Origin of the sequence: Massilia sp. BSC265, assembly GCF_000740675.1 — a bacterium.
In the GTDB taxonomy this organism is placed as follows: domain Bacteria; phylum Pseudomonadota; class Gammaproteobacteria; order Burkholderiales; family Burkholderiaceae_D; genus Telluria.
In genome coordinates this window covers 480,090-497,889 of sequence record NZ_JPXI01000033.1, presented here as the reverse complement: position 1 = coordinate 497,889, position 17,800 = coordinate 480,090, and the positions used below count along the sequence as shown (strand labels likewise).

Below are 17,800 nucleotides of genomic sequence, written 5' to 3'. Positions count from 1 at the left end.
GCACCCAACCATGCCATCCAAACAGGTGTCATAGTCGGGTGAGGGTATAATCCGGGGTTCATAACGAAAGGATCTGCGATGAAGATTGCCAAGAATACGGTCGTGTCGGTCAACTACAAGCTGTCGGACGCCCAGAACAACCTGATCGAGGAGGGCTCCCAGCCGATGGTGTACCTGCACGGCGGCTACGAAAACACCCTGCCGAAGATCGAAGAAGAACTCGACGGCAAGGAAGCAGGCTACTCGTCGACGATCCAGGTCGAGCCCGAGGATGCCTTCGGTGACTACGATCCGGAGCTGGTGAAGGTCGAAGACCGCAAGCGCCTCCCGGAACCGCTCGAAGTCGGCATGCAGTTCGAAGGCGTGGCCGAAGGCGTGGACGACGAACCGACCATCTTCACCGTCACCGACATCGCGGACGACAAGGTTGTGCTGGACGGCAACCACCCGCTGGCCGGCATGGCGCTGCGTTTCGACCTGTCGGTGATCGACGTGCGTGAAGCGACGCCGGAAGAGATCGCCCATGGTCACGTGCACGGTGCGCATGGTCACCATCATGAAGAGATGGAAGACAGCGAAGAGGGCGACCACTTCCGTAGCAAGCCGCTGTAAGCGCGGCGGATTGCATGCAGGGCGGTCGGCTGAGCCGACCACCTTACGGGCGCAGCCGCTAGCGGTGTGCTTCGCCCAAGCTGAACAACTTATCTCCCTTGCCCGCCACCCGCACCTCCACCGCGTGCGCACCGACGGACAAGTGCCCCAGATTGCCGCGCCATTCGATCGCCGGGCGGGCTTCCTTGGGCAGCCCGGCGCTGTCCACCACCAGTACCCGTCCCTTGAAATTGGCCGCACGCTGCTGCAACTGGCGGCGCGTTTCCGCAAAGCCATCCTGAATCGCAGGAGCCCGCTGCAGCAGGGCGCGCAGCCCGTTGGCCGGCTGTAGCAGCGGCTGCATATTCCCTTCGGCGAACAGCACCACCGCATCGACCTTGTCCTGCTTGGCGATCGCGAACAGGCGGTTGAGCCAGAAGCGGTTGGCCACGGTCCGGTCTTCGTACTCGCTGTTGCGTCCCGCGGCCGGCAGGTAGTGGTTGTTTGCCGCCGGCAGGTTGATGGTGGCGTACAGCACCTTGCCGACCTGCCAGTGGGCGTTCTCGGCATAGCTGCGGAAACGCGGGCTGCTCGACAGGCGCGTCAAGGCAAGCTTGTCCTTGCCGAGCGATTCCGGCTCGCCGTAGAACAGCTCGCGCAGCCGGTTCAGGCGTTCGATGGCATTCGTGCGGCCCGCCGAATTGCGGCAGCCGGTCCAGTCGTCTCCGCTCAGGGAAAGGATGACGGGGCGCCTGGCCTTGTCGAACAGCGCGCGCCGTTGCTGATACACGCTGTCGCGGCAGGTTTCCTGCTCGCTCTTGATGCCGTTGACCACCAGGAAGGCAAGGTCCTCGTCCTTCGCATCCAGCAGCACCTCCTTCAGCGCCTCCTCTCCACCCTGGGCTGCGCGGTGGCCCACGACCGCGAAGCGGTGCGCGTGCTCATCCGTTTGCTTTTCCTTTTTCTTGTCACGGGCGATGGCCGGCGCCGCGGCCAAGGCAGCCGCGAGCAGGCCAGCCAGGATGAAGGGACGGCGCGCCGGCATCAGGCGACGAGTCGCTTCAGCTCGTAGAGCCGTTCGAGCGCTTCGCGTGGGCTCAGGGCATCCGGGTCGATCGCAGCCAGGGCTTTGTGCAGCTCGTGGTTCACGCCATCGTCGGGAGCAGCATGGGGCGCCGGCGCCACGTCCGCCGCTTCTTCGGAAGGAGCGGCGAACAGGTCGAGCTGCGGCGTCGTGTCCAGCGCCTGCGATTCGAGGCGCGCCAGGTGCTTGCGCGCGGCGCGGATCACCGCGGGCGGCACGCCCGCCAGCTGCGCCACCTGCAGGCCGTAGCTCTGCGACGCAGGGCCGTCCTGCACCGCGTGCAGGAACACGATGCTGTCCTTGTGCTCGACCGCCGACAGGTGCACGTTCACCGCGCTCGGATGGGCTTCCGGCAGCTGGGTCAGTTCGAAATAGTGGGTCGCGAACAGGGTGAAGCTGCGGCTGGTGTCGATCAGGTGGCGCGCGATCGCCCAGGCCAGCGCCAGGCCGTCGAAGGTCGAGGTGCCACGGCCCACTTCGTCCATCAGCACCAGCGACTGCTCGGTGGCGCCGTTGAGGATGGCCGCCGATTCGGTCATCTCGACCATGAAGGTCGAGCGCCCGTTGGCCAGGTCGTCGCTGGCGCCGATGCGGGTATAGACGCGGTCGATCGGGCCGATCACTGCTTCGGTAGCCGGCACGTAGCTGCCCACGTAGGCGAGCAGGGTGATCAATGCCACCTGGCGCATGAAGGTCGACTTACCGCCCATGTTGGGGCCGGTAATCAGGAGCATGCGGCGGTCGTTCGACAGGCGGCAGTCGTTGGCGATGAAGCGTTCGATCTGGTTTTCCACCACCGGGTGGCGGCCTTCGACGATGGTCAGGCAGGGCTCCTCGACGAGTGTCGGCGCGCACCAGTTGTTGCGTACCGCATGGCTGGTGAGGGCCACCAGCGTGTCGAGCTGGGCCAGCCCGCCGGCGATCGACTGCAGGCAGCCGATGAAGGGGGCGAGGTCGCCCAGCAACTGGTCGTACAGCATCTTCTCGCGCGCCAGGGCGCGGTCCTGGGCCGACAGCGCCTTGTCCTCGAAGGCTTTCAGTTCCGGCGTGATGTAGCGCTCGCAGTTCTTCAGGGTCTGGCGGCGGCGGTAGTCTTCCGGCACCTTGTCGGCCTGGCCGTTGGTGACTTCGATATAGAAGCCGTGCACGCGGTTGTACTCGACGCGCAGGTTGGCGATGCCGGTACGGGCGCGCTCGCGCGCTTCCAGGTCGACCAGGAACTGGCCGGCGTTCTCGGACAGCGCGCGCAGTTCGTCGAGCTCGGCGTCGAAGCCGCGCGCGAACACCCCGCCGTCGCGCACCATCACGCTCGGCTCTTCCATGATCGCGCGGCTCAGCAGGTCGACGCAGGCCTCGGGTGGCGCCAGCAGGTCGTGGATCTCGCGCAGCAGGGACGTATCGCCCGGGACGAAGCAGCGCGCTACCCCCTCGCGCAGGGCGGGGAGCTGCTTCAGGCCGTCGCGCAGGCAGGACAGGTCGCGCGGGCGTGCCGACAGCAGGGCAATGCGGGTGGTAATGCGTTCGATGTCGGGCACGTTGGAAAGCAGGGCGGACAGGCCGTGCGTGGCTTCGGCTTGCGCCAGCGCGGCGATCGCCTCGTGGCGCGAGCGCGCCACGCGCTGGTTGCGGCGCGCGTGGTGCAGCCAGTGGCGCAGCATGCGCGAACCCATCGCGGTGCGGCAGCCGTCCAGCAGCGAGAACAGCGTCGGCGCTTCCTGGCCGCGGATGGTTTCGGTCAGTTCGAGGTTGCGGCGCGTCGCGGCATCCAGGCCGATGTATTCGTTTTCTGTTTCGCAGGCCAGGCTCTTCACGTGCTGCAAGCCACGTCCCTGGGTCGACTGGGCGTAGCGCAGCAGTGCGCCGGCCGCGCCGAAGGCGGCGCCCATGCCGTCCGCGCCGAAGCCGGTGAGGGTGGCCACGCCCAGCTGCTCCAGCAGCGCCTGGTGGCCCTTGAGGACGTCGAAGTGCCATTCCGGCACGCGGTTGGTGTGCGCCACCGGCTCGGATTCGAACAGGTCGGCGCTGTCTGCGCGCAGGATCTCGGCCGGCGCGATGCGTTCGAGTTCGTGCGCCAGCCGCGTCTCGGCGGCGCGTCCGTCGCCGGAAAATTCCATCAGGCGCAGCACGCCGCTGGCCAGCGACAGCCAGGCCAGGCCGACCGTGACGGTCTTGCGCTGTGAGAGGAGGCACATGGCCAGCAGCGGGCGCTCGGCCTTTTCCGGCAGCAGGTCGCTGTCGGTCAGGGTGCCCGGCGTGACGACCCGCACCACCTTGCGCTCCACCGGGCCTTTGGAGAGGGCCGGGTCGCCGATCTGCTCGCAGATCGCGCAGGATTCGCCGATCCTGACCAGCTTGGCCAGGTAGCCGTCGAGCGAGTGGAAGGGCACGCCGCACATCTTGATCGGCTGGCCGTTCGAGGTGCCGCGCGCGGTCAGGGTGATGCCGAGGAGTCGTGCCGCCTTTTCCGCATCGTCGTGGAACAGCTCGTAGAAATCGCCCATGCGGTAGAAGACCAGCATGGTGGGGTAATCGGCCTTAATGCGCAGATATTGCGCCATCATCGGTGTGACTTTTTCCGTCGCGCCCGTCTTGAGGGCGGCGGCGTTGATTTCGTTGGGAGCGTTCATTTCTTCGTGATCGGTACGGCAAGGCGGATGCTGGCCTGGGCTTGCCATTTTACCGCGATCGGCTCAGCCGGCGCTGCAAAACGGACAATCGGCCGGCCGAATGTTGCTTTGTTTGCGCTTGCGTCGGAAACGATGCCGGATTGTATCGATCCTTTGCCGACTGACTACAATTCTTGGACAAATGTGACCTACTTCCAGACACGGCATCCCCCTATCCTCGGCCTTTTCCTCACACCACAGGAGACGCCAATGACCATTCAAAAAAAACTCGTCCTGGGCATGATCGGCTCGGCCTGCCTGCTTGCTGCGTGCGGCGGCGACACGCTCGAGCTCGAGCCGCCAACGCCACAGATCAGTACCACCTTTTCCGGCTCGGCCGATGGCTGGCAGGGCGCTTTTGCCGACTATCACCCGGAAACCGCACCGACCGATGTCGTGTGGGAGTCGCGCGCCCTGCCGGCGCCCTTGTCAGGCCAGGCGTACTACACGGGTGGAACGAATCGCAGCGACGACCTGTTTATCTACAATAAGAAGAAATTCAGCGGCTACGCGCCATCCACCTCGTACCTGCTGCGCTTTGAAATCGAGATTGCCAGCAACCAGTCATCCGGCTGCGTCGGCGTCGGCGGCGCGCCGGGCGAAAGCGTCTACGTTGTCGCCGGAGCGGCGCCGACGGAACCGAAAACCGTCCTGAATAACGGGGAATACACGGTCAACCTCGACCGCGGCAACCAGGCGACACCGGGGACCGCGTCCCAGGTGCTCGGCAACGTCGCCAACGCGGTCCAGAACTGTGGTCCGCAGGTGTGGCAGACCAAGGTGCTCAAGAGTACGGCGCCGCTGGCGGTCACCAGCAATGCCAGCGGTGAAATCTGGGTCTTCTTCGGGATCGACTCCGGTTTCGAGGCAAAGAGCACCGTGTTCTACAAGTCGATCAAGGTCGCGGTCGAGCCGGCGCGCAAACCCTGATACGGCTGCCCATGGGGCGTCACGCCAGCGTGCAGGCGCCCGTCACCGCCGCTTTCCCATGCGCTTCCACCACGAATCCGCCTGTCGTGGACGTCGCACGCAACACGGCGGAGCTGCCCAAGGCCACCGGTGCGCGGAAGCGGCATTCGATGCGGGCAGCGCGGCCGCCGCTCGCGTTTTCCAGCGCGGCACAGGACGACGCTAGCGTGTGCATGCCATGGATGATCGGCGTGCGCATGCCCATCAGGCGGGCACTCCAGCCGGTCAGGTGGATCGGGTTCCAGTCGCCGGACAGTCGCGCATAGCGGCGGCCCGCCGCCCGATCGAGCGTCCATTGCGCCAGTGGGGTGCCTGACAGGTCGGTGTCGGCATCCGGCTGCTTCGCGCCGCCGCGTTCGCCGCGCCGGATGAGGTAGGTGCTGGAACAGCCGAATACCGGCCCGGCCTCCGTGCTGCCCGTGGTCTCCAGTACGCAGCGCAGCGCGCCGCTGGACGAAGGCGGCAGCATGCGCAGCACGGTGCGCAGTAACAAGGCCTGGCCGGGTACGGCCTTGCCGTGTTCCCCGAGCGCATTCTCCATGTGGACCAGTCCAGCGATCCTGAACGGGAAGCGCGGGTCGAGCATCGTGGCCAGGTGCGCGCGCTGGGCAGGCAGGTACCACCAGGTCAACGGAACATGATCGCCCGCGAAGCCGAAGGCCGCACGGTAACGCGCGATGTCGTCCAGCGGCAGGCTGTCGAGGCGGTACTCGGTAACGAGTTCCGGCAGGGCGGAAGGAAGGGGACGCTGCGGACGCTTGAATAGCGCCCGCAGCAGGATGACGGGACCCATGGCCGGCAGCGCCGGCACATGGGGAGCACGCACAGCAGGCTTCAAGCCTCGGCCACGCGCTGCTTGATGTGGGCGAGCGCCTCGTCCACCTGGTCGATCAGGATCAGGCACAGGTCGCCTTCTTGCAGGCGCGACAGCGCGCGGTCGATGGCGACGAATTCGCCGTTGATCTCTTCCACGTGGCTGGTGCGGGCGGCGCCGTCCAGTCCTTTGCGCAGCAGGGCGAGCACTTCGCCATCGGCGCGGCCGCGCTGGCACTGGTCCTGGTACAGCAGCACATCATCGAAGGACTTGCCGAGGATTTCGGTCTGCTGGGTGATGTCCTGGTCGCGGCGGTCGCCGGCGCCGCTGATCACCACCGAGCGGCGCTTGCCCGGCATCGCTTCCACCGCATTCACCAGGGCCGCGATCGCATCCGGGTTGTGGCCGTAGTCGGCAATCACGGTGGCGCCGCGGTAGTCGAACACGTTGAAGCGGCCCGGCGCATTGTCGCTCTCGCCCACAAAGGTCTTGAGGCCAAGGCGGATCTTGTCCCAGTCGATGCCCACGGCCCAGGCCGCGGCCACCGAGGCCAGCACGTTCTCGACCTGGAAGCCGATGGTGCCGCCTCGGGTGATCGGGACTTCGCCAAGGGGCACGCGGTGTTCGAGCTTGCCCTGCGCCGCTACCAGGTGGCCATCCTCGACGAAGACGACGCGGCGGCCCTGGGCGCGGTGCATCGACATGATCGGGTGGCCGGCGTCGAGGGCGAAGAAGGTGACGTCGCCGCGGGTGAATTCGGCCATCGCGGCCACGGCCGGGTCGGCCGCGTTCAGCACGGCCATGCCCCCGATCGCCACGTTTTGCACGATCACCCGCTTGAGCACGGCGAGGTCTTCGAGCGTGGTGATGTAGTTCAGGCCGAGGTGGTCCCCGGCGCCGATGTTGGTCACTACCGCCACCTGGCAGCGGTCGAACGCCAGGCCTTCGCGCAGCAGGCCGCCGCGCGCGGTCTCGAACACGGCCGCGTCCACGTCCGGGTGCAGCAGCACGTTGCGTGCGCTGCGCGGGCCCGAGCAGTCGCCACTGTCGATGCGGCGGCCTTCGATGTACACGCCGTCGGTGTTGGTCATGCCGGTGCGCAGGCCGGACGCCGTGAACAGGTGGGCGATCAAGCGCACGGTGGTGGTCTTGCCGTTGGTGCCGGTCACGGCCACCACCGGAATGCGGCCGTCGTCGCCTTCGGCGATCAGGGTGTCCATGATGGCTTCGCCGATCGGGCGGCTCTTGCCGAAGGAGGGCGACAGGTGCATGCGCAGGCCCGGCGCCGCGTTGACCTCGACGATGCCGCCGTTCTGTTCCTCGATGGGCTTGAGCACGCTGTCGCACACCAGATCGACGCCGCAGATGTCCAGGCCGACCATGTGGGCGGCGGCGATGCAGCGCTCCGCAACGTCCGGATGGACGTCGTCGGTTACGTCGGTGGCGGTGCCGCCGGTGGACAGGTTGGCGTTATTGCGCAACACCACGCGCTGGCCCTTGTCCGGCACGGAATCGGCATGCATGCCGCGGGCCGCCAGGGTCGCCAGCGCGATGTCGTCGAAACGGATCTTCGTCAGCGAAGTGGAATGGCCCTCGCCGCGGCGCGGGTCGCGGTTGACCTGTTCCACCAGTTCGCGCACGGTGTGCACCCCATCCCCGACCACGAAAGGCGGATCGCGGCGCGCCGCGGCCACCAGCTTGTCGCCGATGACGAGCAGGCGGTAGTCGTGGCCAGGCAGGTAGCGCTCGACCAGGATGTCGTCGCGGAATTCGGATGCGGCGTGGAAGCCGGCGGTCAGCTGTTCCCTGGTCGTGACGTTCACGGTCACGCCCTTGCCCTGGTTGCCGTCCTTCGGCTTGATCACGACCGGCAGGCCGATCTCGAGGGCAGCGGCCCAGGCGTCTTCCGGGTCGCTCACGCTGCGGCCCATCGGCACCGGCACGCCGGCGGCGTCGAGCAGCTTCTTGGTCAGCTCCTTGTCCTGGGCGATGGTCTCGGCGATCGCGCCGGTGGCATCGATCTCGGCGGCCTGGATGCGGCGCTGGCGGCTGCCCCAGCCGAACTGCACCAGGCTGCCTTCGGTCAGGCGACGGAAGGGGATGTTGCGGGCAACGGCGGCCTGCACGATGGCGCCGGTGGACGGGCCGAGGCGCACGTCCTCGTCCAGTTCGCGCAGGCGGGCCAGGGCACCTGCCAGATCAAAAGCCGTGTCCTTGCGGGCGGCATCGACCAGTTCCTGGGCCAGGGCCAAAGCCAGGCGGCCCACGTCTTCCTCGCTGTACTCGACCACCACCTGGTAGATGCCGCGCTCGACGGTGGCGGTGGTGCGGCTGAAGGTCACCGGGCAGCCGGCTTCGGCCTGCAGGGCCAGGGTCACGCGCTCGAGCACCTGGGCCAGCGGCACGGTGTCGTCATGGCCGTAGGGCTGCAGTTCGCCTACCTGCGGAAAGCGCGCGCGCAGGCGCGTCTCGAAACCGGCCAGCTCGCGGATCGATTCTTCTTCCGGCGTGCAGGAGACGATCGCCTCCACCGAAGTGTGATGGCTCCAGAGATTGGGGCCGCGCAGGGCCCTGACGCGAGATACTTCCATAAACCTTCAGTCCTTTCGGGGCGCTGCGCGAGCGGCAGGGGCTGCTCGGCATGGCCATGGCCGACTGTAGACGCCGGCCTTCTTGTTTAATGAGTTGCTTAGTGAATCGTCTTCTTCGGGGTGGCGTCGAAGGCGCGCAGGCCGCCGCAGATCAGGTCCGAGGGCACGCCCAGGGCCCAGGCCGCCGCCACTGCCGCCAGCACGCTGTCCGGGTGCTTCACCGTCGCCGGCGGGATCTTCGCCAGGTCGAGCAGGGCGGTTTCTTCGCTGCCTTCGGCCAGCGTAATGCGGTTGCCGCGCACGAATACGACGCGCTCGCCGCTTGCACGGTGCGCGGCCATGACAGGGTGATGCTCATCGAGCGCATAGAAGATCACGCGGCCGTCCGACAGTTCCGCCAGCGCCGCCACGGCTTCGTTCGCGGCGTTCAGCACCGCCGTGCCTTCCGGCAGGACGACATCGACCTGGCTGCGGATCACGTTGCGCAGGGCGTCCTGGTCCTTGATGTGGAATTCAGCCACATCGCCAAGTCCTTCCATGTCGGTGACGATGCCGACCAGGCAGCGGTCGTAGGGCAGGCCCTCCGACAGGATCGAGCGCGCGTTCGACTCGAACACGGCAGTCTGCACGGTGCGGTTGATCAGGAGGCGCTGGCCGGCGTCGAAGCCGGTCGAATCGCGGCTTGAAACCTGGCGCGCATCGAGGTATAGGCCTTCTCCGTTGGCCACGCCGACGTGCTTGCCGGTGATATGGACCAGGCAGCCCACCAGTCGCGCGATCAGGCTGGTGCCGAGCGTGCCGGTGACGCCGACCACCGGGATGCGCCCGGTTTCGCCTTGCGCAAACAGGTGGTCGACGATCGCCTTCCCGACCTTGCGCGGCTGGCCGCTGGCCGGCTTGATGTGGGCCAGCAGGCCGGGGCTCGAATTGACTTCGATGATGGCGCCGCGCTGTTCTTCCAGCGGGCGCGAGATGTCCTCGCACACCAGGTCGATGCCGGCGATGTCCAGGCCGACGATGCGTGCGGCCAGGGCGGCGGCGTGGGCGACCGAGGGATGGACCTGGTCGGTGACGTCGTCGGCGACGTTGCCGTTCACCTGGATCAGCACCTTCTGCCCACGCTGCGGCACGGAGTCGGGCGTGAGGCCCTGGCGTTTCAGGTCCAGCATGATTTCGCTGTCGTGCGGATTGACCAGGCCGAGCGGGTGTTCTTCGCTCTCGCCGCGGCGCGGATCGGTATTGATCTGGCTGTTGCACAGCTCGACGACGCTCGCACTGCCGTCGCCCGTCACCCACAGCGATTCGCCCTTGGCGGCGGCCACGACCTCGCGGCCGACCACCAGCAGGCGGTGCTCGTTGCCGGGGATGAAACGCTCGACCAGCACGGACTGGCTGTCGCCGGCCTCCGCGGCGATGGCATAGGCGGCGCTCACTTCCGCTTCGCTCATCAGGTTCAGGGTCACGCCGCGGCCATGGTTGGCGTCGACCGGCTTGACCACGACCGGCAGGCCGATGTCCTGCGCTTCTTCCCATGCCTCTTCGGCGCTCCTCACCAGGGCGCCTTCCGGCACCGGCACGCCGCAGGAAGAGAGCAGGGTCTTGGTCAGGTCCTTGTCGCTGGCGATGCCTTCGCCGATGGCGCTGGTGCGGTCGGTTTCGGCGGTCCAGATGCGGCGCTGCGCGGCGCCGTGGCCGAGCTGCACCAGGTTGCCTTCGGTGAGGCGGATCGAGGGGATGCGGCGGTCGGTGGCGGCATCCACGATGTGGGCAGTCGACGGGCCCAGGCACCAGCGGTCGACCAGCTCGGTCAGGCGCTGCACCGTGGCGGCCATGTCGAAGGGCGTGTCGTTGATGGCCGCCATCATGAGCCGGTGGCCGGCGTCGAGTGCGGCGCGGCCGACGATCTCGTCGCGGGTACGGAAGGCCATCTTGTAGACGCCGCGCTGGCCGGTCGAGCGGGTCTTGCCGAAGCCGGTCTTCATGCCGGCCATGTTCTGCAGCTCGAGCACGACGTGCTCGAGGATGTGGCCGGCCCAGGTGCCGTCGCGCAGGCGTTCCAGGAAGCCGCCGCGGTGACCGACACCGCAATGGTGTTCGACCAGGCCCGGCAGCCAGGCGGTCAGGCGTTCGGTAAACCCGGGCAGGGTGTTCGAGGGGAAGTCTTCGAGTTCCCCGATGTCGAGCCAGGCCTCGATCACAGGGCGGTAGGTCCAGATGTTCGGGCCGCGCAGGTGGGTCACGCGGAGGAACTTGATGTCGTTCTTCTTGTTCATGAAAAAATGTCTTTATCGGCTGCGACCATTCCGCACACCGCCGTCCTTGCCTTTAGTTGCCTGCCTGTTGCCTGCCTGTTGCCACGGTATCCAAGCCGCCTTTTGGCGGCGGACATCCGCAGTGCATCTCCGCAGTGCACCTCATATATACTTCCCGGCCCGGAATTTGCCGGGTCGAAATCTTTTCTCCCAGAACGCTTCATTTTGTCATCCAAAGGATACGTAGAAACGTTAAGCCTGTTTGTGGCACGCTTCACGCAACGGGCATTCCGGCAGTCCTGTGCATTGCCAAGCCTTGCCGCTGTTTGTATCCCACCAGAACCATATGCCTGATCTCGGGCACAAACCATGACAACTCAACAACTTGCTATTCCGTCGTTCCTGGCGGTCTCCGCCAATGTTTTGCCCGAACACTGGCAAAATGACGTCGCGAAACAGCTTGCACCAGGGGAAAACGTTTTAACGGGCGTTGAGGTTGACCTCGATGCGAAATTACGTTTCAAGAAGGGCATGGTGGTGGTCACCAGCCGCCGTTTGCTGGCCAAGGCCCCGGGCGAAGACGCCTGGCGCGACTGGTCCTACCGTCCGGGCCTGGCCTTGCGCCACCACGACCATGCCGGCGTCGGACACCTTGAACTGGTCGATACCGAAGGATTGCTGGGGGCCTGGCGCTTCACCCTGGGCCAGAACCTGGGCGCGATCCGGGTGGTCGACCACTTTAACGAGCAGGTCAAGAGCCATGTGACCGGCGTGGCGGTGACGCCGCCAGACCAGCACACCTGCCCCAGCTGCAAGGCGCCGCTCGAGGCCGATGACGCCGAGTGCGGGGTGTGCGCCAAGGTGCTGCACACCCCGCCGTCGACCTGGACCCTGTTCCGCCTGTGGCGCTTTGCCAGGCCCTACAAGGGGCAACTGCTGCTGGGCTTCCTGCTGATGGTCGGCTCGACCGGCGCGCACATGATCCCGCCCTACCTGACCAAGCCGCTGATGGACAATGTCCTGATTCCGTACCAGAACGGCCAGGTCATCGACACGAGCCTTGTCTATCTATATATGGGAGGCCTGTTCGGGGCGGCGCTGCTGGCCTGGGCGCTGGGCTGGGGCAAGACCTATGTGCTGGCGCTGGCCTCCGAGCGCATCAGCGCCGACCTGCGCTCGACCACCTATGAACACCTGCTGCGCCTGTCGCTGGAATACTTTGGCGGCAAGCGCACTGGCGACCTGATGTCGCGCATCGGCAGCGGTTCGGACCGGATCAGTGTCTTCCTGTCGCTGCACCTGCTCGACTTCCTGTCGGACGTCCTCCTGATCATCATGACGGGCGTGATCCTGTTCAGCATGAACCCCTGGCTGGCGCTGGTGACACTTGTTCCGCTTCCTTTCATCGCCTGGATGATCCACGTGGTGCGCGACAAGCTGCGTACCGGTTTCGAGAAGATCGACCGCGTGTGGGGCGAGGTGACCAACGTGCTGGCCGATACCATCCCCGGCATCCGCGTGGTGAAGGCCTTCGCCCAGGAAAAGCGCGAAGCGGCGCGTTTCCGCGAAGCGAACAAGCACAACCTGGCCGTCAACGACAAGCTGAACAAGGTCTGGTCGCTGTTCTCGCCGACCGTCTCGCTGCTGACCGAGATGGGGTTGCTGGTGATCTGGATATTCGGCATCTGGCAGGTGTCGCGCGGCGAGATCACGGTCGGCACGCTGACCGCCTTCATCGCCTACAGCGGCCGTTTCTACGTAAAGCTCGATTCCATGAGCCGCATCGTCTCGGTGACGCAGAAATCGGCCTCGGCGGCCAAGCGCATCTTCGACATCCTCGACCATGTGTCGAGCGTGCCGGACCCGGTCAACCCGGTGAAGGTCGGCAAGGTGGCGGGCAATATCGAACTGCGCGAAGTCGGTTTCCGTTACGGCAACCGCGCGGTCAACCGCGGCATCTCGCTCAAGATCCGGGCCGGCGAAATGGTCGGCCTGGTCGGCCATTCGGGCTCGGGCAAGAGCACGCTGGTCAACCTGATCTGCCGCTTCTACGATGTGGCCGAGGGCGCGATCCTGCTCGACGGCCAGGACATCCGCACCTTCGCCGTCAGCGACTACCGCCGCAACATCGGCCTGGTGCTGCAGGAGCCCTTCCTGTTCTTCGGGACGATTGCCGAGAACATCGCCTACGGCAAGCCGGGCGCCACGCGCGAAGAGATCATCGCGGCGGCGCGCGCGGCCCACGCCCACGAGTTCATCCTGCGCCTGCCGCAGGGCTACGACTCGATGGTGGGCGAGCGCGGCCAGGGCCTGTCGGGCGGCGAGCGCCAGCGCATCTCGATCGCGCGCGCGCTCTTGATCGACCCGCCGATCCTGATCCTGGACGAAGCGACGTCCTCGGTGGACTCGGAAACGGAAAAAGAGATCCAGAAGGCGCTCGACAACCTCGTGCAGGGCCGCACCACGATCGCCATCGCGCACCGCCTGTCCACGCTGCACAAGGCCGATCGCCTGGTGGTGCTGGACCGCGGCGTGGTGGTGGAAGAGGGCCGCCACGACGAGTTGATGGCGCGCGAAGGCGCCTACCACCGCCTCTACGAAGCGCAGGCGCGCAACGTGGACCAGGATCCGGATGACAAGGAAGACTAAATGACGACGAGTTTTCAACAAGGGTTCCAACTTCGGCGCGACAGTTTCGGCAAGCTGGTGCTGACCACCGCCGAAGGTGAAGAGCACGTCGGCGTCATCCCGGTGCGCGCCTTCCCGATCCAGGCGCCGACCAGGGGCATCTCGATGGTGCGCGAGGGCGGCAAGGAAGTGGCCTGGATCGACGACCTGGCCGAGGTGCCGGAACAGGTCCGCACCCTGGTGCAGGAGGAAATCGAGGGCCGCGAGTTCATCCCCGAGATCCTGCACATCAAGAGCGTGTCGAGTTTTGCCACGCCCTGCACCTGGTACGTGCAGACCGACCGCGGCGACACCGAGTTCGTGCTCAAGGTGGACGAGGACATCCGGCGCATCGGCGAGGCCTCGCTGCTAATCGCGGACAATCACGGCATCAACTTCCTGGTGCGCGACATGTTCGATATCGACAAGCAAAGCCGCAGGATCCTGGACCGCTTCCTGTAGCCGTCGAGGGCGCGCAGCGTACGGAGCATCCGTGCTACCGTCTTCCTTTGGCATGAACGGGACGGGGCAATGCAACGGACCGCGCTGGGGGGCGCGGCCGACCTGCGGGACGAAGCCGGGCTGGCCGCGGCGCTGGCTGTGGGGCCGCATTGCTGACTGGTTCGGCGTCCGGGTTGCGGGCTTCAGCGGCACCGTCCAGCCGCTGGAAAGCGCGCTGGCGAACGACCACGCCTTGTGGCGCGACATCGCCGGGCGCCATGGACTGGTGGAGGCGGACACCGGCGAATCCTTCTTCGACCTGTTCGCCCATCTGCGCGCGGCACGCCTGATTCCCTGATTTTCAAGCAAGCCGGTTGCACTGCCGGCTCGCTGGTGCTAAATTCGTTAACACGTTAACGATATGGGCGATATCCGTGCAACCCGAACACCACTCCATCCCGGCCGGCAGGATCCCGGTCGAGGCCACCTGCTGGCCGGTACCCGGTGCGGCCGCTACCGTCATCCTGCACCCGGCCACGGCAGTCACGCAGGCCTATTACGAGCCCTTCGCGGCGTGGCTCGCCGGGCGTGGGTTCAACGTCGTCACCTACGACTACCGCGGCACCGGCCGTTCGCGTCCGCACAGCCTGCGCGGCTTCAGGACGACCATGAGCGACTGGATCGACAAGGACGTCGCGGCCGTCACGCGCTGGGCCAAGGAGCGCTTTCCGGACCTGCCGCTGCTGGCCGTGGGGCATAGCGTGGGCGGCCATGCGATCGGCCTGTCGCCCGAAACCGCACGGCTGCGCGCCGCCGTGCTGGTGGCTTCGCACGCGGGTGCCAGCCGCACCGTGCGCGGCATCAAGGAGAGATTGCGGGTGCGCTTCGTGCTGCGCGTGCTGGCGCCGCTGCTGTGCGCCTTGTTCGGCTACATGCCGGGGCGGCGCATCGGCCTGGGCGAAGACCTGCCGCGCGGTGTGATGCTGCAATGGGCCGGCTGGACCGCGCTGCCGCGCTACTTCTTCGACGATCCGGAGGTCGACGCCGCGCGCCGCATGGCCCGGGTCGACATCCCGCTGCTGGTGCTGGGCTTCGACGACGATCCCTGGGCCAATCCGGTGGCCGTTGACATGCTGGTGTCGCACCTGGTCAATGCGCAGGTGGAGCGCCGCAACATCGATCCGCACACCGCCGGGGTGCCGGCAGTGGGGCACATGGGTTTCTTCCGGCGCCGCTGCGAAACGGCGCTGTGGCCGCAGGTGGCCGACTGGCTGCATGCCCGTGCCGGACAGGTAAAGGAGGTGGCGCATGCAGCAGGCTAAGTCAGCGACGCGGCCTCGTTTTGTTCATCTGCTGAACCGTGCTCAGCGCGCGCTGCAGCGCTGGATCGAGGCGCGGCCCGAATCCTGGGAAGGGATCAGCGCGGCCCAGGTCGGCCTGCTGTTCGTGCTGCAGGCGCGCGGCGATGCGGCAGTCGGCGAAATCGCCGCCGAACTGGGCGTGGCGCCGGCCGCCGTCACCAACCTGTCCAAGCGCATGCAGGCGGCCGGCATGGTCGAACGCGTCGCCGATGCGCGCGATGCGCGCCTGACCCGCCTCCAGATGACCGGCGCCGGCCGGGATGCCGGTGAACGCGCAGGGGAGGTGCTGCTCGAACTGAATGCGCGGCTGACCGAAGGTTTCACCCCGGACGAGCTGCAGCTTGTCGCGCGCTGGCTGTCCCAGGCGGCGGCACTGGAGCCGTGCCCGCCCCGGGATTGACCCAGCTTGTGGCGGGTGTCGACTTCCAGTGTACGTCCGCCCACATACCGGCAGGCAGAGCGCTGGTAGAGTCGTCACATCCGACAAGCTGCTGGAGATTCCCGTGGATTCGATCAACCGCAACCAGCCGGAACAGAACCGTAAGGACCTCAGCGGCCAGGAAGCCATGCAGCGCCTCAAGGACATGGCGAAGGATGCCGACAGCTGCTTCTTTGTCACCCAGGGCGGCATCGGGCCGAACCGGGGCGTGCGCCCGATGAGCGTGCGCGAAGTGGACGATGCCGGCCAGCTCTGGTTCCTGAGCGCCAGCGACAGCCACAAGAATGCGGAACTGGCGGCACACCCCGCCGTGAAACTGTATTTCCAGCAGGGCGCGCATTCCGGCTTCCTGGAGCTCGACGGCTATGCCGAGGTCCTCACCGACCGCCGGCGCATCAAGGAATTGTGGAACTTCATGCTCAAGACCTGGTTCACAGAAGGCGAGGATGACCCTCGCATCACCGCCATCCGCGTGATCCCGCGCCAGGGCTACTACTGGGACAACAAGCATGGGGATGTGGTCTCCGGCGCCAAGGTGGTGGTCGGTGCCGTGATCGGCAAGACGCTCGACGATTCGGTCGAGGGTAGGCTCAGTTTCTGACGGCCCGGACCCTGAACGATGCCGCAGTTGCACTTCCTCGTCGTCACCATCGGCTCGGCCGGTGACCTGTTTCCCTTCATGCGCATGGCGCTGGCGCTGCGCGATGCAGGGTACCGGGTAACGATGCTCGGCCCCGTGCAGCATGCGCCCTTCGTGGAGCCGACCGGCCTGGCCTTCCATGGCCTGCCGGCCGACGAAGCGGTGCTCGACCATCCCGACCTGTGGCACCCGACGCGCGGTCTGGCCGTGGTCTGGCGCGCTACCCGTCCGGCCATGGCGCAGGTGCCGGCCTTCGTGGCCGCGCTGCCGCATAGCGAACGCATCGTGCTGCTGGTGCATCCGCTGGCCCTGCCGGAAGCGGACCTGTGCCGCGTGCGCCGCCCCGGCCTGAAAGTGGCGGCGGCCTACCTGGCGCCCTCGAACCTGCCGACCGTGCATGACCCGCTGCTGCTCGGACCCTGGCCGGTGCCGCACTGGGTGCCGCTGGGCGCGCGCCGCTGGCTGTGGCGGCGGCTGGGCGAAGCCCTGATCAATCCGGTGGCGCTGCCGGATGTGAATGCGGCGCGTGCCGCCGAGGGACTGGCGCCGGTGTCCGACCTGATCGATACCATCGTGAAGGTGCCCGACCTGTCGGTGACCCTGTTCCCGGAATGGTTCGCGCCCACCCAGCCGGATTGGCCCCAGCCCCTGGTACGCACCGGCTTTCCGCTGTACGATCCAATGCCCCAGGCCGAGCTGTCGCCCGAAGTGGCGCGCTTCCTGGAGGCGGGCGCGAAGCCGGTGGTGTTCACGCCCGGCACCGGCAACTGCCAGGCGGCCTACTATTTTCGCTGCGCGCTCGACGCCTGCGCGCGGCGCGGCCTGCGGGCCATCCTGTTGACGCCGCACCGCGCGCAGTTGCCTGCCCATCTGCCGACACCGGTGCTGTGGCAGGACTACGTGCCGCTACGCGCTCTTCTGCCGCACGTGGCCGGGCTGGTGCACCATGGCGGCATCGGCACCACGGCCGAAGCCTTGCGCGCCGGCACGCCGCAAGTGGTGGTGCCGTTGGCGCACGACCAGTTCGACAACGCGGCGCGGGTCGGCAGGCTGGGCGTCGGCGGCAGCGTGCGCGCCGCCCGCCTGACGGCCCGGCGCCTGGAAAAGCGCTTGGCAGAAGTTGTCGGAAATAAAGCTGTCGACGATGCCTGCCGCAATGTCGCTGCGCAATGCGGACCCGCCGACCTGGGACCCTTGTGCGAACGGCTGGCGTCCCTCTTCGGCTGAACTGTTGGGGAACGCACGGTCAATTTCTTTTATGTAGGATGAAATACGGCATCGAACT

General features: G+C 66.8%; 14 protein-coding genes. 9 read left to right on the top strand and 5 right to left on the bottom strand.

Going from position 1 to position 17,800, the window contains the following annotated elements; all coding sequences use genetic code 11:
• Window positions 1–78: 78 nt before the first annotated feature.
• Window positions 79–612 (top strand): peptidylprolyl isomerase, encoded by a 534-nt coding sequence (locus MA09_RS14390; RefSeq protein ID WP_036249601.1) that lies wholly within the window; start codon window positions 79–81, stop codon window positions 610–612.
• A gap of 58 nt (window positions 613–670) precedes the next feature.
• On the opposite strand, the gene MA09_RS14385 is transcribed toward MA09_RS14390, so the two are convergent.
• Window positions 671–1,636, bottom strand: a complete 966-nt coding sequence (locus MA09_RS14385; protein ID WP_036249598.1) for a hypothetical protein — start codon at window positions 1,634–1,636, stop codon at window positions 671–673.
• Window positions 1,636–4,302: a DNA mismatch repair protein MutS gene (gene mutS, locus MA09_RS14380; protein WP_036249595.1), complete on the bottom strand. Its 2,667-nt coding sequence runs from the start codon at window positions 4,300–4,302 to the stop codon at window positions 1,636–1,638. The genes MA09_RS14385 and mutS overlap by 1 nt, the downstream gene beginning before the upstream one ends.
• Before the next feature lie 27 nt (window positions 4,303–4,329).
• On the opposite strand from mutS, the gene MA09_RS14375 reads away from it, so the two are divergent.
• Complete coding sequence (locus MA09_RS14375) at window positions 4,330–5,271, top strand: hypothetical protein (RefSeq protein ID WP_152594659.1); 942 nt, start codon at window positions 4,330–4,332, stop codon at window positions 5,269–5,271.
• Between the two features lie 19 nt (window positions 5,272–5,290).
• On the opposite strand, the gene MA09_RS14370 is transcribed toward MA09_RS14375, so the two are convergent.
• The 3 genes from MA09_RS14370 to cphA (MA09_RS14360) form a co-directional block, all read right to left on the bottom strand.
• A complete protein-coding gene (locus tag MA09_RS14370; RefSeq protein WP_152594658.1) occupies window positions 5,291–6,136 on the bottom strand; it encodes a MaoC/PaaZ C-terminal domain-containing protein in 846 nt (281 codons plus the stop codon).
• Between the two features lie 8 nt (window positions 6,137–6,144).
• Window positions 6,145–8,715 (bottom strand): cyanophycin synthetase, encoded by a 2,571-nt coding sequence (gene cphA, locus MA09_RS14365; RefSeq protein WP_036249593.1) that lies wholly within the window; start codon window positions 8,713–8,715, stop codon window positions 6,145–6,147.
• A gap of 98 nt (window positions 8,716–8,813) precedes the next feature.
• The gene (cphA, locus tag MA09_RS14360; protein ID WP_036249591.1) at window positions 8,814–10,988 is read right to left on the bottom strand and encodes a cyanophycin synthetase; all 2,175 of its coding nucleotides are present in this window, start codon (window positions 10,986–10,988) and stop codon (window positions 8,814–8,816) included.
• Window positions 10,989–11,498: 510 nt separating this feature from the next.
• Between cphA (MA09_RS14360) and MA09_RS14355 the strand changes: the two genes are divergently transcribed.
• From MA09_RS14355 to MA09_RS14325, 7 genes are all read left to right on the top strand, one after another.
• Window positions 11,499–13,616 (top strand): ABC transporter ATP-binding protein, encoded by a 2,118-nt coding sequence (locus MA09_RS14355; protein ID WP_036249588.1) that lies wholly within the window; start codon window positions 11,499–11,501, stop codon window positions 13,614–13,616.
• Window positions 13,617–14,096: a DUF1854 domain-containing protein gene (locus tag MA09_RS14350; RefSeq protein WP_036249585.1), complete on the top strand. Its 480-nt coding sequence runs from the start codon at window positions 13,617–13,619 to the stop codon at window positions 14,094–14,096.
• 31 nt (window positions 14,097–14,127) lie between these two features.
• The gene (locus MA09_RS14345) at window positions 14,128–14,433 is read left to right on the top strand and encodes a hypothetical protein (RefSeq protein WP_229440715.1); all 306 of its coding nucleotides are present in this window, start codon (window positions 14,128–14,130) and stop codon (window positions 14,431–14,433) included.
• A 76-nt stretch (window positions 14,434–14,509) separates the two neighbouring features.
• Window positions 14,510–15,397, top strand: coding sequence for an alpha/beta fold hydrolase (locus tag MA09_RS14340; protein WP_373887847.1), 888 nt, complete (start codon window positions 14,510–14,512; stop codon window positions 15,395–15,397).
• Window positions 15,384–15,836 carry a MarR family winged helix-turn-helix transcriptional regulator gene (locus MA09_RS14335; RefSeq protein ID WP_036249579.1) on the top strand — a complete coding sequence of 151 codons (453 nt, stop codon included), beginning with the start codon at window positions 15,384–15,386 and terminating at the stop codon, window positions 15,834–15,836. Before MA09_RS14340 ends, MA09_RS14335 begins: the two co-directional genes overlap by 14 nt.
• Window positions 15,837–15,939: 103 nt before the next feature.
• A complete protein-coding gene (locus tag MA09_RS14330) occupies window positions 15,940–16,476 on the top strand; it encodes a pyridoxamine 5'-phosphate oxidase family protein (protein WP_036249577.1) in 537 nt (178 codons plus the stop codon).
• An 18-nt stretch (window positions 16,477–16,494) separates the two neighbouring features.
• Window positions 16,495–17,742, top strand: a complete 1,248-nt coding sequence (locus tag MA09_RS14325) for a glycosyltransferase (protein ID WP_051933441.1) — start codon at window positions 16,495–16,497, stop codon at window positions 17,740–17,742.
• The last annotated feature ends 58 nt before the right edge of the window (window positions 17,743–17,800 follow it).